Annotated in this window: 22 protein-coding genes and 1 pseudogene; 21 read left to right on the forward strand and 2 right to left on the reverse strand. The window is 47.7% G+C overall.

Annotated features, from left to right (window positions below):
• Positions 1–296 precede the first annotated feature (296 nt).
• Together C0Q44_RS07830 and C0Q44_RS07835 are read left to right on the forward strand one after the other, a co-directional pair.
• Entirely contained in the window at positions 297–1,937 is a 1,641-nt protein-coding gene (locus C0Q44_RS07830; RefSeq protein ID WP_105406757.1) for a hybrid sensor histidine kinase/response regulator, read from the forward strand.
• Positions 1,938–2,103: 166 nt separating this feature from the next.
• Positions 2,104–3,042: an aldo/keto reductase family protein gene (locus tag C0Q44_RS07835; protein WP_105406758.1), complete on the forward strand. Its 939-nt coding sequence runs from the start codon at positions 2,104–2,106 to the stop codon at positions 3,040–3,042.
• 125 nt (positions 3,043–3,167) lie between these two features.
• Here C0Q44_RS07835 and C0Q44_RS07840 read toward each other — a convergent pair whose 3' ends face one another.
• The gene (locus C0Q44_RS07840) at positions 3,168–4,280 is read right to left on the reverse strand and encodes a GGDEF domain-containing protein (protein ID WP_105406759.1); all 1,113 of its coding nucleotides are present in this window, start codon (positions 4,278–4,280) and stop codon (positions 3,168–3,170) included.
• Between the two features lie 276 nt (positions 4,281–4,556).
• On the opposite strand from C0Q44_RS07840, the gene C0Q44_RS07845 reads away from it, so the two are divergent.
• From C0Q44_RS07845 to C0Q44_RS07880, 8 genes are all read left to right on the forward strand, one after another.
• On the forward strand, positions 4,557–4,952 hold the full coding sequence (locus tag C0Q44_RS07845) for a Fur family transcriptional regulator (protein WP_105406760.1): 396 nt from the start codon (positions 4,557–4,559) through the stop codon (positions 4,950–4,952).
• Positions 4,928–5,734 (forward strand): winged helix-turn-helix transcriptional regulator, encoded by an 807-nt coding sequence (locus C0Q44_RS07850; RefSeq protein ID WP_105406761.1) that lies wholly within the window; start codon positions 4,928–4,930, stop codon positions 5,732–5,734. The genes C0Q44_RS07845 and C0Q44_RS07850 overlap by 25 nt, the downstream gene beginning before the upstream one ends.
• A 293-nt stretch (positions 5,735–6,027) precedes the next feature.
• Positions 6,028–7,491, forward strand: coding sequence for a catalase (locus tag C0Q44_RS07855; RefSeq protein ID WP_105406762.1), 1,464 nt, complete (start codon positions 6,028–6,030; stop codon positions 7,489–7,491).
• A gap of 210 nt (positions 7,492–7,701) precedes the next feature.
• Positions 7,702–8,118, forward strand: coding sequence for a BlaI/MecI/CopY family transcriptional regulator (locus C0Q44_RS07860; protein WP_105406763.1), 417 nt, complete (start codon positions 7,702–7,704; stop codon positions 8,116–8,118).
• A 1-nt stretch (position 8,119) separates the two neighbouring features.
• Entirely contained in the window at positions 8,120–8,980 is an 861-nt protein-coding gene (locus tag C0Q44_RS07865; protein ID WP_105406764.1) for a M56 family metallopeptidase, read from the forward strand.
• A gap of 53 nt (positions 8,981–9,033) precedes the next feature.
• Positions 9,034–9,447 carry a DoxX family protein gene (locus C0Q44_RS07870; RefSeq protein ID WP_105406765.1) on the forward strand — a complete coding sequence of 138 codons (414 nt, stop codon included), beginning with the start codon at positions 9,034–9,036 and terminating at the stop codon, positions 9,445–9,447.
• A 246-nt stretch (positions 9,448–9,693) separates the two neighbouring features.
• Entirely contained in the window at positions 9,694–10,395 is a 702-nt protein-coding gene (locus C0Q44_RS07875; RefSeq protein ID WP_105406766.1) for a pirin family protein, read from the forward strand.
• Between the two features lie 48 nt (positions 10,396–10,443).
• Positions 10,444–10,782 carry a hypothetical protein gene (locus tag C0Q44_RS07880; RefSeq protein WP_105406767.1) on the forward strand — a complete coding sequence of 113 codons (339 nt, stop codon included), beginning with the start codon at positions 10,444–10,446 and terminating at the stop codon, positions 10,780–10,782.
• 139 nt (positions 10,783–10,921) lie between these two features.
• Here the strand turns inward: C0Q44_RS07880 and C0Q44_RS07885 are convergent, their stop codons facing one another.
• Positions 10,922–12,481 carry an IS1182 family transposase gene (locus tag C0Q44_RS07885; RefSeq protein WP_105406768.1) on the reverse strand — a complete coding sequence of 520 codons (1,560 nt, stop codon included), beginning with the start codon at positions 12,479–12,481 and terminating at the stop codon, positions 10,922–10,924.
• 240 nt (positions 12,482–12,721) lie between these two features.
• Between C0Q44_RS07885 and C0Q44_RS07890 the strand changes: the two genes are divergently transcribed.
• From C0Q44_RS07890 to C0Q44_RS07940, 11 genes and pseudogenes are all read left to right on the forward strand, one after another.
• Complete coding sequence (locus C0Q44_RS07890) at positions 12,722–14,317, forward strand: spore germination protein (RefSeq protein WP_105406769.1); 1,596 nt, start codon at positions 12,722–12,724, stop codon at positions 14,315–14,317.
• A 4-nt stretch (positions 14,318–14,321) separates the two neighbouring features.
• Positions 14,322–15,521, forward strand: a complete 1,200-nt coding sequence (locus tag C0Q44_RS07895) for a Ger(x)C family spore germination protein (protein WP_105406770.1) — start codon at positions 14,322–14,324, stop codon at positions 15,519–15,521.
• Positions 15,514–15,735, forward strand: a complete 222-nt coding sequence (locus C0Q44_RS07900; protein WP_105406771.1) for a hypothetical protein — start codon at positions 15,514–15,516, stop codon at positions 15,733–15,735. Before C0Q44_RS07895 ends, C0Q44_RS07900 begins: the two co-directional genes overlap by 8 nt.
• A gap of 56 nt (positions 15,736–15,791) precedes the next feature.
• Positions 15,792–16,946 carry a GerAB/ArcD/ProY family transporter gene (locus tag C0Q44_RS07905; protein WP_181150897.1) on the forward strand — a complete coding sequence of 385 codons (1,155 nt, stop codon included), beginning with the start codon at positions 15,792–15,794 and terminating at the stop codon, positions 16,944–16,946.
• A 130-nt stretch (positions 16,947–17,076) separates the two neighbouring features.
• Positions 17,077–17,913 (forward strand): uroporphyrinogen-III synthase, encoded by an 837-nt coding sequence (locus C0Q44_RS07910; RefSeq protein ID WP_105406773.1) that lies wholly within the window; start codon positions 17,077–17,079, stop codon positions 17,911–17,913.
• A gap of 139 nt (positions 17,914–18,052) precedes the next feature.
• A pseudogene (locus C0Q44_RS30830) lies at positions 18,053–18,232 on the forward strand (cobyrinate a,c-diamide synthase); the annotation flags it as partial.
• A gap of 158 nt (positions 18,233–18,390) precedes the next feature.
• Positions 18,391–19,113, forward strand: coding sequence for an SDR family oxidoreductase (locus C0Q44_RS07920; RefSeq protein ID WP_105406775.1), 723 nt, complete (start codon positions 18,391–18,393; stop codon positions 19,111–19,113).
• Between the two features lie 42 nt (positions 19,114–19,155).
• Positions 19,156–19,794 (forward strand): ThuA domain-containing protein, encoded by a 639-nt coding sequence (locus tag C0Q44_RS07925; protein WP_105406776.1) that lies wholly within the window; start codon positions 19,156–19,158, stop codon positions 19,792–19,794.
• Between the two features lie 72 nt (positions 19,795–19,866).
• Positions 19,867–20,247 (forward strand): phasin family protein, encoded by a 381-nt coding sequence (locus tag C0Q44_RS07930; RefSeq protein ID WP_105406777.1) that lies wholly within the window; start codon positions 19,867–19,869, stop codon positions 20,245–20,247.
• A complete protein-coding gene (locus C0Q44_RS07935; protein WP_105406778.1) occupies positions 20,248–21,918 on the forward strand; it encodes an ABC1 kinase family protein in 1,671 nt (556 codons plus the stop codon). It abuts the gene before it with no gap.
• Between the two features lie 682 nt (positions 21,919–22,600).
• Complete coding sequence (locus tag C0Q44_RS07940; RefSeq protein WP_105406779.1) at positions 22,601–24,052, forward strand: SulP family inorganic anion transporter; 1,452 nt, start codon at positions 22,601–22,603, stop codon at positions 24,050–24,052.
• The last annotated feature ends 954 nt before the right edge of the window (positions 24,053–25,006 follow it).

The raw sequence follows: 25,006 nt of genomic DNA on the forward strand, positions 1-25,006 counted from the left end.
AGTTCTAAGCGAAAGCGTATAATTACTAGTTATCCTGCAAGTGTACTAATTGAAGTCGGACAAGAGGACTCTGTTCACGCTGAAAAGACGATTTGCCGCGACGAATCACTTGTTCAGGCAGGAGTTAAGACTTGCTTTCGTTCCCACAAACGGACCATAGTCGAGTAGGTCGGTTCTCTTATACCTTTAAGGTGTTAAATATATAAGTATAGATTGTGACAGCTATTCGTAGCTTATGAACCTTTTACTTGAATCCACAGATTAGAACAATGCAGCTAAGACAAGAGGGGTGAATCATGGGGACGGTAGAAGACATTACAACAAAAGGTTTCTATGAGAATATACAGGAAGCTGCGGCCCACATCGTAGATGTATTAAGTGGTATCTTGAAGGTGAACACCATCTTTGTAGCCACGAATGACGGAATGACAAATGTCATTCTGGAAGCCTTCAACCGTAAGGAAGAGTTGATTGTTGCAGGCAGTGAACTTCCATTTACTGCTTCATATTGCAGTCTGGTGTTAAGGGATAAAGGCAGTGTCCTCACGATTCAGAATACATGTGAACATCCGATGACAAGATCCATGGACGTAACAAGCGAGCTGGGCAACCGTTTCTTCGTGGGTGTGCCTATTCTGCGAAGATCCGGTGAAACATTCGGTACGATCTGTCTGATGGATAATCCTGACTATGAGATCAGTGAAGCTGATATGAAGACACTGAATGCAATGGCTGTATTTCTGGGATATGTGGTGGACTTGGAGAGTACACTTCATGTTCAGGAGCAGAAGCTGAACGATTCGGAACACATGCAAGAGCAGCTTCAGGCAGAGAAGGAACGTGCCGAGTCCGAAGCTATGACCAAAACGCAGATGCTGAAGCTGATGAGTCATGAGATTCGCAATCCGCTGAACGGCATTCTGGGTCTGACGGATCTGATGCGTACACCGGATATATCCGAAGAACAATCGGAATATGTGAATATGATTGAGACGAGCGGGAATATTCTACTCTCCCTGTTGAATAATATGATGAATTTCAACATCAATGAGGCGGGTAAAACAATTATTCACGATGATCCTTTCGATCTGGTCAGTACCATAGAGAACACGGTCTATCTATCTGTCGGAGCAGCGAGTGGCAAGAACATTGAGCTGGGATTGAATCTGGAACTGAATGTGTCCCAGGTATTTGTTGGCGATGAGGCCAAGATCGGACAGATGCTTGCACATGTCCTTCAATATGCTTTGGATTCAACACGTGAAGGCGCCGTCCTGGTCACCGCAGTTGTGAACGGAGAAGAGAATGAGGACATCAGTACACTCCTGCTCAAAGTAAAGTATACGGGCCAAATGATGTCTGATAAGAGGCTGAGAGACTTTAATAGTCAGGATGGAAACATTTGCATTCAAAAGCTGATTGGAAGCAATTTGGGTCTGGCCGTAAGTCAGAATCTGGCGATTCTCATGCATGGTCGTATTCAGGTGAATAGTATGGAGGGAAATGAGACGGAATTCCAGATTAGCCTGCCGTTACGCAGGTACTGGGAACTGCCGCAACTTGCAAGCATTCAGCAACGGCTGAAAGGGAAACAGGTATTGCTCGCCAAAGATCCTGATATTCTGCAAGGTGTCTCTTCCCTGATGCGGCGATGGAATATGGATGTGCATATGACATCAGGATCGACTGTAGCGTATGATTGGATTAATGAAGGCTTCAATCCGGATGTGGCTGTTGTGGATATGGGGTTACTGGAAGGCGGAGCAGTAGACTTTGTACATGCACTGAAGCAGCGGAACGAGAATCTGCCCGTCATTGTTCTGGTTCCTTATGGCATGCATATCGATCTGCATGAAGCGGAAGTCTTTGATGCCGTTCTGACGAAGCCGGTCAGACAGGCGGATTTGCTGAATGCATTGAGTATTATTCTGCCTTAAATCAATAGACAATGAATATGCATATTCTAATGAGGCGCACCTGTCGTGGGTGCGCTTCTTTGAATTTTCCATTTTCTGCTCCAAAGCCCTTTTAATCCGAGCTGGTTACGGTACAATAGAATAGGAACTTCATCATTACTTACGATTAGAGGAGGAAGTGCATTCAATGGACTATCGCAGATTGGGTGGAAGCGGACTGAAAGTAAGCGAGATCAGCTTGGGTAGCTGGCTGACGTACGGAGGGTATGTGGAACGTGAAAATGCGGTGAAATCAATTGAAACTGCATTTGATGAAGGAATTAACTTTTTTGATACAGCGAATGTATACGAACGGGGTGCAGCTGAAGAACTGCTTGGACAGACATTGAAAGCGTACTCACGTGACTCATATGTGCTTGCAACCAAAGTGTTTGGCAAAATGGGTGAGGGTCCGAATGACCAAGGGCTGTCCCGCAAACATATCAAGGAACAATGTGAAGCCAGCTTGAAGCGCTTGGGTGCTGAATATGTGGATATCTATTATTGTCATCGTTATCATACAGAAACACCGATTGAGGAGACACTCCGTGCATTGGATGATCTCGTGCGCCAGGGCAAAGTGTTATATGTTGGCGTCAGCCAATGGACTGCGGCTCAGATGGAAGCCGCACTGGGTACAGCAGACCGTCTGCTCCTGGATCATATTGTAGTCAATCAGCCGGTGTACAACATGTTTGACCGCTACATCGAAAGTGAAATTATCCCGCTGGGTGAACGTAAGGGTATTGGACAAGTTGTATACTCTCCGCTGGCTCAAGGTCTATTGACCGGGAAATATACATCCGTTTCCGATATCCCGGAGAACAGCCGCGCTGCCAAACTGGGCTGGGATGAAGGTAAGATCAATGCAGATCGCATCGGGAAAGTTCGTCAACTGATTGAGGTGGCGGACAAGCTGGATCTGAAGGTTGGCCAACTGGCCCTGGCATGGATTCTGCGCCAGAATAATGTATCCAGTGCACTTGTAGGGGCAAGTCGTCCCGAGCAGGTAAAAGAGAACGCGGCTGCAGCTGGTGTGAAGCTGGATGCTGCCATTGTTGAAGAGATCGAGCAGATACTGGCTTGATCTCCAGTCAGCGAGTAAGCTGAAGAGATGAGATATAATCATCCATAAGCAAAGGGATGTCCTGTACGCCGGAGTGGCGAACGAGACATCCCTTTTTTGGTGATATGGAAGGTTATAACAGGTTATTAAGGAGTAGGAGACAGAGATCGAAATGGTAAGGCGCACACCCGGTTACGTCCTGTATTCTTGGCTTCATATAATGCACGGTCGGCCTGTTCGAAGAAGTCACTATCATCATGATCATCACAATGATCCGGATACACAGCGACACCAATGGAGATGGTCAGACGTATGGTATGCCCATCCGGTAGGGCAAATTGGTATTTCTCTACCGCCTGCCGGATGGATTCGGCAATAGCCATTGCCTGACGGTGTCCACAGTCAAGCAAGAGGATGGCGAATTCTTCACCACCGCTTCGTGACACGATATCGGCGGAACGCGCATGCTCAACGAACAATTGTCCGAGTTGCTTCAGTACGGCATCTCCGGCGGAGTGACCGAAGGAATCGTTTACCTTTTTGAATCGGTCAATATCGATGGCAAGCAAGGATAGCTTTTTTTGGTAATCCCGTGCATGCTGCAACTCCGATTGAAGTGATTTTTCGAACTGTCGTCGGTTGCTCAGGTTGGTAAGATGGTCGGTAGATGCTCTGCGTTCCAACAGAAATAACATCTCATTAGATTTATTGATGAACTCTGCGATGATATAGATAAATATTCCACCGACGAAGGAAATGGTCATCTGTAGCGGATATACCTTCATTAATGAATTCATGCTGGTGGTGTTCAACATCAGGATGATAAAGATCAAGCTTATGCTCAGCAGATTCATCGTAATAATTTTGGTTAGTCTGGACCATGAAGCATAAGCAAAATATACACCGGACAGTCCAATCAGGGTCATGACAAATCCAGCATCAATGGCAGAAGATGAGATGCCAAACATCACAATGCGAAGGATGGAGATAACGAGTCCCGCAATGATCGAAGCTATTCCTCCCAGATATACAGCTGCGGTAACGACGGCCAGATGCCGCAGATCTACAATGGTAGTTTCGTTCAGAGGGAAGGAATAGTTCATGAGTACTGTGCCGTAGATGCCGAATAATAAGCCGCCGATTATCTGAACACGCAGCGAGGGAAAAGGCAAACGAATACTATAGAACTTGGTGATAATTCCGGATACGTACATAAACGTAATCATGACACAGATATTGATAAAAAAAGTGCTTACCAAACGACATCCCCCCTTTTTACGCACATCCCTTCATTTTATCTGAAAATCGATACAGTAGCGAACCATATTATCCCATATTAATGAGGGCATTGCTGGGAAAGGTGTAATTATTCTATAATCAGGTTGTTGGCGTCGATATTGACTTCGTTATATAATGAGATTTATACTTAATCTAATTCAAAATGTATTCCTTCTTTATGTGAGAGACCCTGGAAAGTAGAAGATCAACGTCTGATTTGATATATAAATGATAGATTGAGCAAAGGAGAAATGGTTGTGAGAACTTTAAATCTGACAATACAACGGCAAGCGGTATATGATGTGGTGCGCCATTCGCAGGATCATCCGACAGCTGCCGATGTCATGAATCGACTGGTGGAACAAGGATATAATCTGGCCTATGGCACGGTATACAATTCTCTTCGTTATCTCACGGACAAAGAAATGATTCGCGAACTCAAACTAGGTGAGACGGCAAGTCGATACGATGCCCGCATGGATGATCATCAGCATATTATGTGTGAAGTGTGTGGCAAGGTGGACGAGGTTATGACGGAGGTGCCTCCGCAATGGATGAAACAGGTCGCTGAAGAAACCGGATATACAATCGACCATGCACATGTGGTCTTTGGAGGTGTCTGCGGGGAATGCAGAAACAAACGGATCAAGTAAAAGTAAGGTTGCCTGGTCGCCGTTTGCCCCTTAGGGTCAAACCTGCCTTGTCGGATTCAGCACCGGTTGTGGATAATTGTCCGACTACACGGCGTGTCATTCTGATCAGCCCGATGCCGGGACAGGTCCATGAATTGGTGAAGGCTCTGACAGACAGCTGCTTCGACGTGCTGGTCTTCCATCGCTGGGAACCGGATCTGCATGAACGTCTGGTGTTTGATCTGTTAATCTATGATCTTTCGGTTGCCGGAACCATCGATGCATTCGCTGGTATCAGCAGCCGATTGAATCGGGAGGCAGAACATACAACACCTTGTCTGTATCTGGTGGGGGAGAAGATGATCGGCAGTGCAAGTGGGCCGATGCTTCAGGAAGAGTTGCTGGTGTGGCCTGCTCGACCGCAGGAAGCTCTTTACCGGGTACAGCGCATGATTGGCAACAGCCCAGCGCTGCCGAAACGTGGGTTTTTACCTGAAGAAGGACAGCGTATTGGATTCAAGGATCTGTGGCTCGATCGGGAACGGATGAGCGTACAGCGCGATAATAACCGGATTCATCTAACCAAGACCGAATATGATCTGTTGCTCAAGCTGATTGATGCCAAAGGTGCAGTCATTTCCCGTGAGGAGATGCTCAGTGATATTTGGGAGACGGATTTTACAGGTGGAAGCAATGTGGTCGATGTTCATATCAAAAGCTTACGCAAGAAATTAGGAGATAACGCGTCTTCGCCGCAGTATATTGTAACCGTAAGAGGAGTGGGCTACCGCCTGGCGGATTAGTCCGCTTTTTTTTATGCTCAATTATATCGTTCACTTCACGCTTTTTCGGGTACTACCTACTAGATAGGCAGATCAGAATCATTTCCTTAAAAACATGTTCATGGTTCATTCATGGAGTGTATAAGAACCTCATCTTAATCTCATGTGAAACTCATGCAAGCGTGGATCTGGACATGTTAGAATCATTTTAACAGTTAGATCAAGTCTAAATGTATATTTAAACTGAAGCCGAATATGATTTTAATAGTAGATATATGCAGCAGACGTGAGACCCATTAGAGGAGGACGACATGATGACAGAACGTATGACAACCAATCAGGGAGCACCTGTCGGTGATAACCAGAATTCCCGCACAGCAGGCAGAAGAGGACCAACACTGCTTGAAGACTACCACCTCATTGAGAAAATAGCCCACTTTGACCGTGAACGTATTCCCGAAAGGGTTGTACATGCAAGGGGTGCAGGAGCTCATGGCGTATTTACGTTGGAGCAGAGCATGAAGGACTATACAACAGCGGACTTCCTGCAAGATCCGGGTACGGAGACCGATGTACTGGTTCGATTCTCAACCGTGATTCACGGTACGGGTTCACCAGAGACTGCACGAGATCCGCGTGGATTTGCCGTGAAGTTCTACACAAGGGAAGGCAACTATGATATCGTCGGTAACCATCTGCCCGTGTTCTTCATCCGTGATGCCATGAAGTTCCCTGACATGGTTCACTCACTGAAGCCTGCCCCGGATACGAACATTCAGGACCCGGCTAGATACTGGGATTTTATGACCCTCTCCCCTGAATCAACACATATGATGACCTGGTTATTCTCCGATCTGGGTACACCAGCAAGTTATCGTCAGATGGATGGATTCGGCGTACATGCTTTCAAGTGGATTAATGCACAGGGTAAGGTCCACTATGTGAAGTATAAGTGGGAATCTGCACAAGGTGTTCGTGGCTTCTCTCGTCAGGAGGCATCCGAGGTACAAGGGCAGGATTTCAATCATGCTACGAGAGACCTGCGTGATCATATCCAAAACGGACAATACCCGCAGTGGAAATTGCAGGTTCAGTTGTTAAAGCCAGAGCAGATGGATGACTTCGCCTTTGATCCGCTGGACCCTACGAAGACCTGGCCTGAAGATGTACTCCCATTCCAGACGGTGGGAACTATGACCCTGAATCGGAATCCGCAAAACTTCTTTGCTGAAGTGGAACAGGCAGCCTTTTCTCCAAGTGCGCTTGTACCTGGAATTGAGCCTTCCGAAGACAAATTGCTGCAAGGACGCTTATTCTCCTACCCGGATACACAGCGTCACCGTCTTGGAACGAACTATATGCAAATTCCGGTGAATTGCCCTTACGCACCTGTTCGTAATCATCAGCGTGATGGACTCATGAATGTGAATCAGGACCCGTCTCCAGTGAACTATGAACCAAACAGTTCCGGGAACAGCCCGCAGGAAGATCCGGCGTACCGGGACAGTCAGGTTCCACTGCAAGGGCACATCACACGTGAGAAGATCGAAAAGACCGATGACTACACACAAGCAGGGGAACTATTCCGTTCATTCAGTCCTGTAGAACAGCAACATTTGCTGGATAACCTGATCCATGACTTCAAGGGTGTATCAGTCGATATTCAAATGCGTGCCCTGTGCCATTTCTTCCGGGCCGATGGACAGCTTGGCGGACGTTTGGCTCATGGACTTGGGGTAGATATTTCTGCACATATGCCGTCGCAGGATCCAAAATAACTCACAGTTCGACTCTGTTCTCTGAACATCATATCAACGGACATTCAGTAAAGACCGGGCGGGACCGCAAAATTCGGACCCCCTCGGTCTTTATGTATGTATTGATGTAATGGAAAACAATTTTACAAATCATTTACAGAAAATAGCTTACATAGAGGTTGACTTATCATATGATGGCACTACAATGGGTAGTGTGAGGGGTGTCAGAACATGAGAATACACAATTTCAAAGTGGGTGAGCGTGGGCTCAACCGATTTTTCGGTCCGCTGGAGGCCAAGATCATGGACATTTTATGGGCTCGTCCTGGTAGCAGCATCCGTGAAGTGCAGACCGCACTTGAACAAGACAAAGACGTCAATTTCAATACAGTCATGACCGTGATGAACCGGCTTGTGGACAAGGGACTCCTGGGCAAGTCGCAAAAGGGTAGAACATCTTTGTACCAACCGGTACAGAGCAAGGAGGAGTTTATGAACGATCAATCCAAGGAACTATCGCATGAGCTCGTGGATGAATTCGGTGCTCTGGCACTGAATCATATGCTGGATGCACTGGATGAAGCAGATGCGGGTCTGATCGAACGCCTGGAACAGAAGATTAAACAGTGGAAAAAGGATAACGATTAAGATGTGGAAGGCGCGCTCGAAACTTTTGTTTACCGTCGGTTTCGGCATACCGTTACTCGTGTTCATACAGATGTTCATGTACGCGATGTACAAAATCTTTGGCTGGGATATCCCGTTTAACCTGCTGTGGCTCTGCAATCACTGGATGAGCCGTCTGGGCTGGTTATCCGTCGGACATTTCCTACTGGTACTGGTCTTGCTGACATTCGCCGGGACAGGTTGGTTGCTAACGGTTCGCATGATGCAAACCCGGGCAGCCGTGCGCAAACTCCGTTCTATGGAAGTCCGGACATTATCCCGGGAACTGGAGTCCACGTATGACCATCTCGGACAACCTGGCTTCATTGTGGTGGACAAGCCATCGCCAGTGGCATTCACCATCGGTCTATGGAGGCCCTATATTGTTCTTTCCACTGGGCTTCTGAACATGCTTGATGCAGAAGAGGAGATCGCCGTTGTGTATCATGAAGTACACCATCTGTGGCACCGTGACCCACTGAAAACAACAATGCTATCGGTGTTCGCAATCATGATGCCGTATATTCCCGTATTGAAGCATACGTCAGTACATTACAACATCGTCAGGGAAATTCTGGCGGACAATGAGGCTATTGAACGTACAGGCAATGCGGCAGGCATAGGCAGTGCATTACTCAAGCTGCTCCGTGCTTGTCCTGAACCTTGGGGAGCCAGAGAACGGACGGTTCAATCGTCATTCGCGGATACTTCAGTGAATGTCCGCATTTCACGTCTGCTCGACCCGGAACAAGACGTTACGTTGAGATTGCCACGCTATGCGGTTCTAATGTCGGCTACTGTTTTCCTGATGCTGTCGATCTTGTTTGTATGGTCTATCGGATAAAACATTGGAGTCCATGTAAGGTTGGTTGAATAATACTAGGGAGGATGATGAACATGAATAACAGAAGTGTGGAGATTGGACTGTTTTTCTCAAGGATTATGATTGGCTTAATCTTTGTATTGCATGGCTGGAGTAAATTCGAAGGTGGAATCAGTGGTACCGTCGGTTTTTTTGAAAGTATCGGTATTCCCGGTTTTCTGGCATCCGTTGTAGCCATTATTGAACTCGCGGGTGGCGCGGCCATGATCCTCGGTCTGGGCACGCGCGTATTTGCTGCCTTGTTTGTTGTTGTAATGGGCGGGGTACTGCTTACGGCCAAAGTGGGTGAGCCGTTCATGAGTGGTACGGAGTTCGATTATCTGTTGCTTGCAGGTTCCCTGACACTGCTCTTCACGGGAAGCCGCTTCCTGGCGGTGGACCATTTCTTCTCCAGACAGGGGAACACTCGTCAGAATGTAAGTGCTTGATAACTGAATAAATACTGTCCATAAGCATATGAAGGTTACAGGGCTGGCCCTGTAATAAGGCTCTTTACTGGCCAGCCCGGTTCGAAATGAAGTATTGGCGAACCGGGCTGATCGGTAAAGAGTTTTTTTTCGTTTGGACGACATGCCTATGGTTTGGTACAATGAGAATAAGTAGGCTACTAAGAAAAAATAAGAAGGTTAATTTGAGTTTATGTATACCAAATAAAGATGAGGAGGATGTACTTTATGATTAACGTCATTCCATCCGATGCCCGCTCCAGCTTCGATCGGGGCTGGCTCCGTGGCAGTCACAGCTTTTCCTTTGGAGAATACCAGGACCCGGAGAATACGGCGTTTGGACCGATGCGGGTAGCTAATGACGATGTCATTGCTCCTGGTCGCGGTTTTGGGGCTCACCCACACAGCGATATGGAGATTGTATCCATTGTGCTGAATGGCAAGCTGCGACATGAAGATAATCTGGGCAACGTAGCGGTTACCGCATTTGGCGGCATTCAGCGAATGTCAGCAGGCAGTGGCATGATTCATACGGAGCATAATGCATCCGATACCGAGGAAGTGCGTCTGCTTCAGCTCTGGTTCATGCCAGAGACGAAAGGGTTGCCGCCCTCCTATGAGACCACTTCTTTTGATCCAGCGGCATTGGCAGGCACGCTCGTGCCTGTTGTCTCCCCGGACGGAGGACCAAGAGTGGCGACCATTCATCAGGATATGACGGTTTACCTCGGTCGATTGTCAGAAGGTGAGAGATTTACTTTTAACCAGGATGCTGGACGCCGGATGTACATTTTCTCCATTGAAGGCAAGCTGGGATTGAATGGAGATTATCTGTTGAATGAAGGGGACACAGCTCGTGTGGAACAGACGACTTCAGTGGATCTGGAAGCAAGTGGAGAGACGTTCTATATGTTAATTGACTTGCCGTAACTGGCGGATATGATATCAACTCCAAGATCAGAGGGAGGATGCACACTTATGGCGCAACAGGAATGGTTTATGGTGAAACACGGGGTGACCGGGCGTGGACTGGCGAATAGCAAAACAGATTCACAGCTGTCCTATCGGTTCCAACAGGAGGGCACAGGATTTGTTTTTAACGTTACAGGTCTGGACGATCAGACCGTGGAACAGATCCTGGAACTCAGACAGGAGCTGAACGTCTTCCGATTTGTACAACGCAAGGATCAGCCTCTCGTGAAGAACTGGTACTACGTGGAGGGCGACCGGGTGGAGTACGATCGGGAACGTCACACACTAAGCATCTATGCGAAATCGGAGATTCGCTATGTTCCGGAAGATTATTTTGCTGATTAATATATATATGGAAAAATTAATGAATAAATAAGACTTATACGTTAAATAGGTCTAGAAGGGGCTGTCTCAAAAGCCCTTAAAAAGCGTAATGTCAAAAAGAAATAACACTCATACGTTCAAAAAAGGACAAAGCAGAGGTTTATCCTGCTTTGTCCTTTTTGCGTTTTTCCGTCATTGCGGCTTTTTTAAGCAGATTGTGGGCAAGGCAAAGCCACCCGACCTCCAGGCTTACTTTTTGCAAGCCGCGAAGCAGGAATCTTCGGAATCCCCGGTTGTTTTTGATTTGTCCAAACACACTCTCCGGCTCCGTCATGCGCCGAACGGAAAGGGTGTATCCTTCCTCACTGCGCAGTCGTTCCCGCATCTCGTTTTTTTGCCGCATATAGGTCAGACTGATCGCGATCTCCCGATTTCCTTTGGCTTTGGTGCATGTTGCTTTCAGAGGACATGCACTACAATCTTCACTTCGATAATGGCGGGTACGAATCGTGTAACCACTTTCCGTGACCGTCTCGCTTTCGTACCGAAAACGTAACGTCTTCCCGGCCGCACAGCTCCATGAATCTTCCGTTTCGTTGTAGCTCCAGTGATCCACTTTGCCAATCGCTTGCTGAAAGGCCCTCGTTTTCTCCTTATGGTACGTCCCGTATTTGACGATCGCTTGGATGTTGTTCTCTTCGAAATAGCTGTAATTTTCTTCGCTTCCATATCCTGCATCGGCAATGACAGTCTTCGGTTTTTTGCCGAGCGTTTCTTCTAAATGATCGAGATGGGGCTTCAGACATTTCGTGTCTGTCGGTCGCTGGTGCACCGTGTAACCCAAAATAAATTGGTTTTCCGTTCCAATCTGCACATTGTACCCTGGCTTCAATTGACCATTTCGCATATGATCTTCTTTCATTCGCATGAACGTTGCGTCCGGATCGGTTTTGCTATAGCTATTCCGCTCCCCTGCGGTTTGGATCTGGTGCTCATACTTTTGCAGCCGCGGTAGCAAGTCTTTGCGTAACTGGCGCACGGCTTTCTTTACGATTTTGTTTTTCGGTTTTTCTTGTAAAGATTCCTCCAGTTGCTGAACCGCTTTTTCCACCTTTTCTGCCGTGAGTGCGGAAGCTTCCCCGAGCTCAGGGAGGTCTGTACCCGCGTGGAGCGCATCTTCTTCACTTTCGGCCGCTTCGATGGCTTGGAACAGGGTATGTACTTTTTCTTGCAGCTTGGCCTGGTACTTGACGACAGCCTTTTTCCAGACGAAGGTGTACCGATTCGCATTCGCTTCAAGCTTGGTTCCGTCCAGAAAGTAGTGTTCCAAGGATACGTATTGCTCCTGAACAAGCAACTCCAGTATATGGGTAAACACGGTTTCCAGCACTTCTTTCATCCGCTCGGAACGGAAGCGATTAATGGTCCGAAAATCCGGCTGTTGTCGCCCGGCGAGCCACATAAACATGATGTTTTCCCGAACCGCCTTGGCGATTTGTCGGGAAGAATAGATTCGCTGGGTGTAGGCGTAGATGATGATTTTAGTGAGCATTTTGGGGTGGTAACTATGGCGGCCCCCGCCAGGATACGCCGCATTAAAAATGGAATCGCTCAGGCGGTTGACTGCGTCATTCACGACACGAACGATGTGATTTTCGGGGATATCTGTCTCCAAATCCATTGGCAAGAAAAGTTGATCCATGGTATATTGAATGTACAAAGAAACCGTCTCCTTTCAAATGGTGGGTCGTACTTCCATTTTACCAAGGAGCGGTTTCTTTTTGTTTTACAATTTAGAAAACAGGGCTGTCCCTAGCCATTTTTATGACTTATGGGACAGCCCCTTTTTTTGTGTGTGAATTCGGTGAACACATTCGTAATTTTGCAAAAAAGACCACATAATTCCCTGCTGTCTGGCACAAGCTACCTTGTATAAAAAACAAGAATGGAGGGGCGGCATATGGCTGAGAAAACATCCGGTAAGGATAAGCCCCAACAATCGGGACGAGCTGCTGAAGAAAAAAAACAAATTCCTTTGGGACTGCCGTCCCCGCCTATTTTGCGGCAACCGATCAGTGCCATACATGAAACGCAGATTCAGTCGTTGAAGGAGATCTTCTCCAATAGCTCGGATGTGGTCTATCGCAACATTATGATTACTCCCGAACTGAAGGGACTTCTGGTATACATCGAAGGTATAGTCAATTCGGCTGACATTCAGGAACACATGCTGCGTCCACTTATACGTGGACTGGTGCAGCAGCGAACGGATGAACCCGATGTTCCACTGGATGATACACGCATTGAGCTGGCACAGGTGAAAAAGGTTAAAACCTGGGCGGCTGCGACAGAGGGGGTGCTGGCATCTTCCGCTCTGCTGGTCATCGACGGGAATCATGAAGCCTGGCTGTTCAATGTCAAAGGTGGTGTAAGACGTGGTGTCGAGGAACCGCAGACAGAATCGGTGATTCGTGGACCACGGGAGGGATTTACCGAAACGCTGCGTGTGAATACGGCTTTATTACGGTTCAAGATGAAGACTCCTGCTCTCAAAATGGTGAGCATGACACTGGGCACAAAAACCAAGACCGATATCGTCTTGACCTATCTGGAAGGGATCGCTGATCCCAAGTTGATTCAGGATGTCAAGAAACGCCTGGAAAAAATCGATATCGACGGCATTCTGGAGACGGGATATATCGAGGAACTGATTGAAGACCATCCCTATTCTCCGTTCCCGCAGATGCATTATTCGGAAAGACCGGATACGGTTGCAGGCAATCTGTTGGAAGGACGGTTTGCCATTATGGTGGACGGGACTCCCTTTGCATTAATTGCTCCAGTCACGATGTGGCAGATGCTGCAGGCCAGCGAAGATTATTATGAACGGTTCTTCATTAGTAATCTGGTGCGCTGGATTCGGTTTTTGTTCGTCGCCATCGCTTTGTTCCTGCCGGCACTCTATATAGCGATCACTACGTACCATCAGGATATGTTGCCGACCACACTCATTCTAAGTATTGCGGGTGCCCGGGAAGCCATCCCTTTTCCAGCATTAGTTGAAGCGCTCATCATGGAGCTATCGTTCGAAGCCCTCCGGGAAGCGGGAGTCAGGTTACCCAAAACGGTGGGTCAGGCTGTCAGCATCCTCGGTGCACTTGTGATCGGGCAGGCCGCAGTACAAGCAGGTATTGTATCCGCTCCGATGGTTATTATTGTATCCATGACAGGGATTGCTTCCTTCACTATTCCGCGATTTAACTTTGCAATTACCGTGCGTCTGCTCAGGTTCCCAATTATGTTACTGGCAGGCATGCTTGGGCTGTATGGTATCGTGATTGGTCTGGTTCTAATCTCGGTTCATCTGACACAGATGACTTCATTTGGTGTACCTTATCTGTCAGGTCTTAGCCCCTACAGTAAGACAGATACGAAGGATATACTCGTTCGAGTGCCGTGGTGGAAAATGATCAATCGTCCCTCTACGGTTCACAAGGATCAGAAAAGGATGGCCGAGAAGATCAACGGTTCCCCTGAAGCAGAGGAAGGGTGGTGAACCCATGAAGTTCATATATAAATACAGGGCCGTTGTAGTGCTGCTGTTATGTACCTCTCTCATTTCAGGTTGCTGGGATCGCCAGGAAATTAACGATATTGCCTTTGTTATTGGCATTGCTGTGGACAAAGAGGGAGAAAATTACAGATCCAGTCTGCAGATTGCACTTCCGGGACAATCTGGTGCAACGGGGAGTGAAGGGGGCGGAGGGGGCACGAGTGGGGATAAACCCTGGTTTATGCTCTCCAATACAGCCAAAACCCTGCGCGGTACTGCGCTTGAAGGGCAGAAGGAACTATCTCGCAAGATTTATTATGCACACCGTCGTACCATCCTCATAGGAGAGGAACTTGCCCAGGATGGCGTGGCTTCGATGCTGGATTTATTTACGCGATACCCGCTTAACCGGCTTTCTGCATTGCCAGTTATTACCAAAGGAGAAGCTTATAAGGTACTGGACACGGATGCTCCAATAGAGAAGTTCCCATCCGAGATGGTGCGGGAACTGTGCTTCCTGAATATGCGTAACCCGCGTTCACTCAAAACGTTCATCGATGCCATTCTGACTGATGGTGTAGATCCGTTCCTGCCTATAGCCTCGATTGCAGAAAATGTACCTGTGAATTGGAAGAATGTTAAAACGAATATCAAGCTGGATGGACTAGCCATTTTTAAGAAAGATAAGCTCGTTGGCATGATGGAGAAGGCACCCGCCGATGCGTTGATTCTGGCCATGGGCGAGGCCAATGCGCCAGAAGTTATGGTTAAGGCCCCGCGCGGCGAAGGAAATCTATTCATCAAGCTGAACGAGAATAATTCTTCATTACATCCGAGCATCAAGAACGGCAAGGTAACGGTAAACATACAACTGTACGCCAAGGGCGTTATCGTAGATAACGAATCCAATTATGGTGACCGGCGTGAGGAGGAAATTCTGAAGTTAAATGAAGAGGTCCACGAGAAAATAAAAGCCGATATCGAGGAAGGTGTGCGATTGGTTCAACAGAAATTCCATGCCGATATTCTTGGAGTTGGCCGCTCTATTCATCAAAATCTGCCATCGGAGTGGGATAAAATCAAGGATCGTTGGGATCTCATATATCCTGATGTTGAGGTGACAGCCACCCCCCATGTCATTATTGAGAATGTAGGTGTTGTCAATAAACCAATTGGCGTTGTGGAGGAGGATATCATACATGATTAAACCGCTTCTGTTTACCTATCTGGCCATGGCAATCGTGGTCATATGGATGGATTTCAGACATCTGAAGCAGGCTGCTGCCATTAACCGCTGGCTATCCTATGGAATCATTGCACTGGGTACAGGTATTTGGTTCTATGTCACTCAATTGAGCAAAACTTTTTTTGTATCGGTATGGATAAGTCATGTCATCCAGCGATTATTGCCACTACCCTAGATGGTCGAAAGGGGGTATGCAGACTTCTGGATGATACGAGGGAAAGGAGGTATTCCATGAATCAGAGAGTGACCCACCGTCAAATGGTACTGCTCGTGCTGCTACTCAGTATTTCAGGTACGTTGCTGCAGCCCCATGCACAGGCTATTCTCTATGCGGAACAGCACGCTTATCTCTCTTATGTGCCAGTGTTTCTCGTAATGACCGCATCGATGTGGATGTTATGCCGGGTTCAGCGACGATTCCCCGAAAAGGATCTGTTCCAGTCTATGGTTGAGCGGTTCCCCTTCTTGGGAAGAGTGACCGGAGTGCTGTACATTATGTTTTTTTTCTTCGTGTTTGCAAGAGATATTCGGTTAACAGGTGACTATATCAGCATAACGCTACTGGAGACCACGCCGATCTCTATTATTGTATTATCCCTTATTGTTATGGGGGTATTTGTTGTCAGAGGTGGACTTGGTTCATTGATTGGTATGTCAGAGTTGTACGTGGCTCTGTTTTTGTTGAACTCAGTAATTATTCCGTTCATGCTGATTCAGCAGATCAATATGGATCACTTGATGCCATATTTCCATATAGATCTGGCGGGAGTGGGCAAGGGAAGTTGGTACATATTCTCGTTTTACGGAGAGATGATCGCTTTGCCATTTGTCATCAAGGGCAGTGATTTTCGATTTAAGTCTGTCCTGACGGGGATTACCCTCTCATCAATCCTGATGATGCTGATTGTTATAGAAACCATTACCTCGATCGGGGTTCCTATTGCTTCCAGATTGGTATACCCTTCCTATGAGCTGGCCAGGCAGCTGCAAATCAGTGATTTTCTAGATCGGTTTGACCTGGCGTTGGCTGCAGCGACCTTGCCTACCATGATCACGAAGATTGCATTTGATCTGTACTTTGTATGCTGGGGACTGAAACGAATAATCCCGAACGTGTCGGGGAAAATGATGACAGGTCCTATCGCTCTGGTCGGATTTGTATGTGCATTCTGGTTCTTCCGAAATGCAATTCAGCTCAATCGATTTACCCGGGAATGGACATGGGTTGCCATTGTGTTCGAAGCGTTGCTCCCTATTGTACTGTTCCTATTCCTTCGTCCTCGCAAAAAAGATAAGCAAGAAACGAAACAGAAATCATCTGATTCCGGGAAGGATGAGGAGAAGAGACAGAAGGATTCCCGTGGTGGAGAACTTCAGCCTTCCTGATGCAGTTCATCAAAAATCGTTATAGATGAACAGGCCAAAAGAGAGAAACCATAGTTTCCCTTATCAAAAGTACCCTGTATACTGTAGTCAGACTGACGAACATTCGGCTGAACTAACGGGGGGAACATGAATGGCTCAACATTTGGCAGGTGTACGTGTAGCATTGACAGGACCACGGAAGTCGAAAGAAATGTCCTTGCTGGTTGAAAAGATGGGTGGAATTCCGCTTGTGCGACCGGCACAGGGAACGGTATTTCTGGATGATCGGAATATCAGGGCTGGGCTGGTATCCTGGATCTCGGACCCGCCAGACTGGGCGGTATTGACCACGGGCATGGGATTGGACGCATTGTTTGAAATGGCTGAGGAAATGGACGTTGCTGGACAATTGCTGAATGTACTCTCTCAATCCTCTATTGCGGCCAGAGGATACAAGACGGTAAATGCACTCAAGAAGCGCAAGTTAACGCCACTGGTGCGGGACGATGATGGCAGTACAGACGGGCTGATTCGTGAATTCGCTTCACATGATCTAACAGGTAAAAAGGTGATGTTACAGCTTCATGGGGAGACAGCTCCCAAGCTTGTAGCCTGGCTGGAGGAACAGGGAGCGGTCGTGCGCCAAGTGCTTCCATACCGTCACGTACCGCCGGAGGAGGCAGAGCTGGAACAGCTTCTGAATGAAATCTTGAAGTTCGAGGTAGATGCGGTTGCTTTTACAAGTGGGCCACAGGTCAGATTTTTAACGCAATATGCGGCCTCCCAGGACAAGCTTGAGCCGATGCTTGCCGCCTTCAGACAAGGCGTAATTCCTGCGTCTGTAGGCAAAGTTACAGCAAACTCCATGCGAGAAGAAGGCATTGAGGCGCTGGTCATACCGGAGGAAGAGAAGATGGGCGCACTCATCGTTGAACTCGGACGTTACTTTGCAGCGGGACATGCAGAAAAGGTTCGTGGGTTGCAATAACAACTGATCAATGGGTATAAACGTGGTCTTCAATCAAAAGGTAGTTGGTGGATTCAAAAACGAATGGTATAGGCATATGTTAATCCTGGTTCTGATCCGATTTCTGGATCAGGACTTTTTTCGATTATCATGTAAGATACAGCCTGTCATTGCCGTTGCGCGTGATGCAGCATTTAATTTCTATTATCCTGATAATCTGGAATTGCTTGAAGTAGCCGGCGCTCGATTACAATACTTCAGTCCGCTGGCTGGCGAAGGCATTCCGGCTGAGGCAGACGGCATCTATCTCGGCGGCGGGTTTCCCGAAATAATAACAGCTATAGACCTCTCTATTCAATAAGCTGAATGGCTCTAATCTGGCTTTTGCCTCCTGAGACTTTGGTCGTGAAGTTGATGATCCTCATTCTGAATTAAAGGTTTTTAGATGAATATGTGGAATGAGTTAAAGACAGAATCATTTTGCGAGTGAGGGACATCATGATGAGAAACGTATGTGTAACTGGAGCTGCTTGGGGGTTAGGATTGGCTCTGACGGCACAGATGCTGGAGAGAGGTTATCTGGTGTATGCGGCGGGTCTGGATGTGGAAGATTCCGAGGGGATTCGTGTGCTTGCAGGAGCGTATCCTGACCATCTGCGCGCCATTGAATTGGATATCTCGGACGACCTGTCGGTAGCTCTGTTCACAGAGACATTGAAGCTGGATACGGATCATCTGGATATGCTGATCAATAATGCGGCTATACTAGGAAGTATTACGGATCATATCCGCGGGCCGTTGAATATGGCGGAGATGGCTGAAGTATTTAATGTGAACACCCTAGGTACACTGCGTGTGACTCATTCCCTGTTGCCCCTCCTTCTTCAAGGACAGACTAAGCTAATTGTTGATATCTCTTCCGAGGCTGGGAGTATGGAACAATGCAGTCGGGATGGGTGGTTTGCCTATTGCATGTCCAAAGCTGCTTTGAACATGCAAGCCTGTCTTGTGCATAATGGTCTGAAGGATGAAGGCGGACAAGTGATGCTTGTTCATCCCGGTTGGGTACAGAGTTATATGAGGGGAGAATTGGATGCTTCTGCGGATCTCACGCCTGACCAATCTGCCCAGCATATTGCAGCTCTTATCGACCGTCATGAGCAGTTCAAGGGAGATCAGCCTGCATATGTAGACTACAGGGGCGAGAAGCTTCCGTGGTAGTTATCTTACAACATGTGGTTAACAAGAAAGGAGATTGATTGAATGGATCATCGTAAAAAAGCATTGTTACTTGGCGATTATACTCATCCGGACTGGCACCCGCTTCAAGGGGTGGATGCGGAGATTAGCCGAATTTTCCATGATACTATGACCGTGCAGTGCAGTGAGAATCGCAACATGCTGCTGCAGGAAAATATAACTGGGTTTGATGTGTGTATCTCATACATGGACGATTGGAAAGGGAAAGTCTCTCCTCAGCAGACAGCAGGTTTGTTGTCTTATGTGAGTAACGGAGGTGGACTACTGATCATACATAATGGGATTTCACTTCAGAATCGGTATGAACTCAAACAGATGATCGGTGCCAAGTTCCTGCATCATCCGCCATATGCACCACTTGATTTCACCGTAACAGCAGAGAGCCATCCGGTGACAGAGGGTATTACCGGGTTTACCTTGGAGGAAGAACCGTATCAGTTCGAGTTTGGTTCATTTTCCGAAACGAAGGTTCTGCTTGAATATCAATCCGCAGAAGGGCCGAAGCCTGCAGCTTGGGCACATCGATATGGTGTTGGACGGATCGTGTACCTTATGCCGGGTCACCATGTGCCGACTTTTGCACACGAAACGTACCGTCAATTGGTCCTGCAAGCAGGCAAATGGGTTGCACGTTACGTTTGATCTGACTGTGAATTTTGCATGCAGAGTATAAGGGGTATAATATAGAGAACAACGAAGAGGAGGATGAGAAAGATGAGCGATTTGTTCAAAAAGGCGTTCTCGTTAGGGCTTGGCCTTACTGTGGTAAGCAAAGAGAAAATCGAGAAAACCGTTGATGACTTGGTCAAGCGTGGTGAACTCGCTCCCGGCGAATCCAAAGCTTTAATAGAACGACTGTTGGAACGCGGCGATGAAGAGCAGGGACAGCTGAAACGAGTGATTCAGGAGCAGGTCAAGCGTGTACTTCAAGAAGCGGGCGTGGCGTCCGAAAGTGATGTTACCAGTCTGGAACAACGTGTTGCGGTACTGGAGAAAAAACTTGCCGAACTGGGTCACAACCCACAGCTACAACCTGATGAATCCCCGGCTCCACTCGAAGTTCCTCCTCCCCTCCAAGGAAACGAGATCGAGTAGATGGCTGTGCGAATCAAACATGTGGGCAGATACCGTGAAATTGCCATGGCGCTGGTGCGTCATGGCTTCGGTTATATGGTCGAGGAGTTGGGACTGTTCCAACTGCTGGCTCTGCCCCGGCGGTGGATGTCGCGTGAAGCACCCACCAGCAAAACGCTGGGTGAACGCGTCAGGCTTGTGTTGCAGGAGCTGGGGCCAGCTTTCGTCAAGCTGGGGCAACTCGCAAGCACAAGGGCAGATCTGTTGCCCGAGTCTGTCATTCGCGAACTGGTGAAGTTGCAGGATCAGGTCCCGCCGTTCTCTTCAGAGACGGCACGGGGTATTTTGGAACAGGAATTGGATACACCGCTGGAGGAGATCTTTTCCCGGTTCGAGGATACCCCTGTAGCTGCAGCCAGCATTGGACAAGTGCATCTGGCCAAGCTTCGAAGCGGTGAGTCAGTAGCTATCAAGATTCAGCGGCCAGGCATTTCGCGTATTGTGCAGCGTGATTTGGATATTCTGCGGGAACTGACAGCCATGGCCGAGAAACGTTGGGATTGGGTGAAGCAATATCAGATTCCGCAAATGGTCGAAGAATACGCGCAGGCACTGATGGCTGAGCTGGATTATACGGTCGAAGGCCGGAATACCGAGAAGATTGCACAGCAATATCAGCAGGACAACAAGGTGAAAATTCCGGTGATCTACTGGGATCAGACTTCGTCACGAGTGCTCACCATGGAATATATTGAAGGTATCAAACTCAATAATCGTGAAGAACTGGTGAGACGCGGTCACGATCTGAATAACATCGCAGAGCGGCTGGTGGATTCTTTGCTGAATCAGATCTTTATTCAGGGATTCTTCCATGCAGACCCGCATCCGGGTAATCTGATGGTATTAAAAGATGGTCGTCTGGCCTTTATAGACTTCGGTATGGTGGGCAGTCTGAGCGATGAGATGAAGCAGCAGCTCGCTTCGCTTATTATTGGGTTGATGCGCAAAGATACGGACAGTATGATCCGGGCGATTGAGAAGCTTGGCATGATGCCAGATGACATGGACCTGCGTGGGCTTCATGTGGATCTGGATAAGCTTCGAACGAAGTATTACGATATTCCCATTTCCAAGATTAGTGTAGGTCAGGCATTGAACGATTTGTTCGGTGTGGCCCAGAGACACCGGGTGGTCATGCCTGCCGATATTCTGTTGCTGGGCAAATCATTGCTGACGATGGAAGGTGTGATCGAACATCTCGATCCTACGCTGAGCATCGTAGACATGGCCGAGCCCTTTGGGCGGAAGTTGATCAAGGAACGTTTTAGTGCGGGGCGAATCAAGAATCGGTTATTCCGCAGTGCAGCGGATATGGCTGAAAGTGTCATTGGTCTGCCAGGGCAGTTAAGGCAATTGTCATCGATCATTAGCAAAGGCAAACTGAGGCTGGAGATCAGTGTCCCTGAACTGGATGCGCTCATGCGGAGAATGGACCAGATCAGCAACCGGCTGTCCTTCAGCATCGTGCTGCTCGCCTTCTGTATCATCATGGTCGGCTTGATTATCGGTTCGTCGATCAGTCACCAGTCCACGATGCTATGGGATATTCCGGTCATTGAGATTGGTTTCCTGGTTGCCATCCTGATGGTGGCCTTCCTGCTCTATTCCATCTTCAAATCGGGAAGATTCTAGGCGATTTAACAATAAGACCCGTAAAGAGACTTTCTTCAAAGGATCTTTGCGGGTTATTTTTTGGGGGAAACGGAATGATTGGAAAGAATCGGAGTGTTCATTGTGCGGATTTAAGATAGTTCGTCCATCTAAAAGATAGAAACGCATACCGCTGTTGAGAAAATATGAAGCTGAAATTCCTGTTAATATAACCGCAAGAGAATTTTGATTAGGAATAGAGCATTGGTGAGTAAATTATAGAGAAGTTAAGATAATAAGAGATAAGCTGGTGTTTTTCCGGCAAAATTGTATTAGTGAATATTACATACCGTGACTATAATAATAGGTCAGTACATCAACGGACCCGGTTTTTCTGAGAGGGGAAAACCCATTGGCATCTGGAGTAGATCGAGATGTCGCACAAGGAAGATAACTGAAAGTAGTAACGGCACTCAAGCAGAACACACTGGAACGGCAAAAAGACATGAACGTTCATCCAACGATGTAGAGGATAGGAATGGTGAATGAGCATGCAGCTCAGATGCATAGGCGAATGTTGCGGGAGAAGAATCCGCTATTTTGTGCTGTCTCACACGCTTTCTTTATGTTTCTGAAATGATTGATCAGTGGTGAATGCTTCCGTTACGCTTCAGGATCATCGTCCAATACAAGGAATTACATGTAGGAGGAACGGCAAGAACATATGAATACGTTAAAACAACAGTGGTTCGGCAACATTCGCGGGGACGTGCTAGCTGGAATCACGGTCGCGCTGGCGCTCATTCCGGAAGCCATTGCCTTCTCCATCATTGCAGGTGTTGATCCGATGGTTGGGTTGTATGCGTCCATTACGATTGCAATCGTAATTTCGATTGCGGGCGGAAGACCGGGCATGATCTCGGCAGCAACAGGAGCCATGGCGGTACTTATGGTTGGACTCGTCAAGGATTATGGCGTGGAATATCTTTTTGCAGCAACCATTCTGACGGGTGTTATTCAGTTTATTTTAGGTGTTTTCAAAGTAGGGCGCTTCATCACGTTTGTACCTCATTCGGTGTTAACCGGATTTGTGAACGCGTTGGCTATACTAATCTTTATGGCACAGTTGACTCACTTCACGGGAGCGAACTGGATCATGTATGCGATGGTGGCAGGTACGCTGGCGATTGTCTATATTTTGCCGCGGTTTTTTAAAGGCGTTCCAGCTCCGCTCATTGCCATCATCGTGATGACGATTATTACCGTAGTGTTTCATCTGAATGTAAGTACAGTAGGTGACATGGGAAATCTCACAAGTACCCTGCCGATGTTCCATTTGCCGAATATCGCTTGGACATGGGACACGCTGATGATCCTGCTGCCTTATTCATTCACCATGGCACTCGTTGGTTTGCTGGAATCTCTGCTGACCGCAACGATTGTGGATGAGATGACCGAGACGAAGAGCAGCAAAAACCGTGAAGTACGTGGTCAGGGTATTGCGAACTTTGTGAACGGTTTGTTCGGCGGCATGGGCGGTTGTGCGATGATCGGACAGTCCGTCATTAATGTGAAGTCGGGTGGACGTGGGAGATTATCTACGTTTACCGCAGGTGCGTTTCTCGCAATCTTGTTGCTGCTGTTTAGTGGAGTGGTGAAACAGGTGCCGATGGGTGCGCTCGTCGGTGTCATGTTTATGGTGTGTATCGGGACATTCGACTGGAGTTCCATCAAAAATATTGCCCGTGTGCCTCGGGCGGAGGCCTTTGTCATGATGGTCACTGTGGCCATTGTGGTCTACACCCACGATCTGTCGATTGGGGTCATGGTCGGCGTGGTGCTCAGTGTGCTGCATTTTGGCTGGAAACAGACCAAGATCCGCGTACAGTCGAGCCAGGAACAAGGCCAGAAAGTGTATCGGGTTCACGGACCGTTCTTCTTCGGTTCATCATCCCGTTTTGTGGATGAGTTTGATGCTGAAGCTGATCCGAAAGAGATTACGATTGATTTCGGTGGCTCACACATCTGGGATAACACAGCAGTTGTAGCTATCGGTAAAGTGAAGTTCAAATATGCGAAGCTGGGCAAAACAGTACACCTGCGCGGATTGAACGAGGAAAGTTCCCGCCTGCTGGAGCGGAGTGGATTTGCCACAGCTGGCGGGCACGGTTCGTAAACGATTGGGTGAAGCTAATGAACTGAATGGACTCTGTTTACTATGTAATGACAGTTTGTGATCAGCGGCGTTTTTTCCGGGTTTCAACCAGGGAGAGGACGCCGCTGTTTGGTTTTGGAGCTTGAGGTACGTGCTGGTTTGCTAATGTTGTATGTTCAGTTTCTCTGTTCTCTGTCGAAGTATGTGATTTTACTATTATAGCGACAGCCAAATTCACAGCTAAAGCGAGAGCCATAGTCACTGTCATAGCCAAAACCCAAAGTAACAGCCACAGTCGCTATCATGGTCAATACCATGCTCATGCTCAGTATCGCTATCTCTGTCACGGTCATTCCCATAGAACCTTACCATCGCGTTTTGGATTCTAACGAACCCAGCAGGTCTTATTCAGGGTTAATTTGGACTTTCGTTATTCTAACGAATCACAGACACGTTAATCTGCCTATATCGCCAATGTTGACCCTGTTTTCGCGGATTTATTGAGTGATAAGGTGGCTGGAGTTCGTTAGAAATCCCAAATCGTTTAATACGCCGGAATAGGGTGCGCTCGATTCGTTAGAAATTCGACGTATCATATTGCATCACCACGCCCAGGATTCCAAAGTAACATTCTCTGCATCTTAGTGGCTATCTCAGTTACCTTTGGTGGGCACGTACAGCAAGAGCGCATCGATTTCTCCCCAAGCCTTCTTAAAACCACGCCCAACTAAAACGCCCCCTTCCCAGCATCACCCAAAGTCAACGAAGACTTTCAAAAACACTCCAAGCTACTCCAAGTCATTCAAAATTACTCAAACCCACTCACGTCACCCAAAGTCACCCAAAGTCACCCAAAGTCACTCAAAGTCACCAATGTCACTCTAAAAGATCGTCCTCACAACGATCTACATAACGGACGCTGTAGACACCCCGCATACGGATCTCGGGAATTTGTGCTACAAGTTAGGGGTGTAA

The organism is Paenibacillus sp. PCH8 (assembly GCF_002968835.1).
GTDB lineage: Bacteria > Bacillota > Bacilli > Paenibacillales > Paenibacillaceae > Paenibacillus.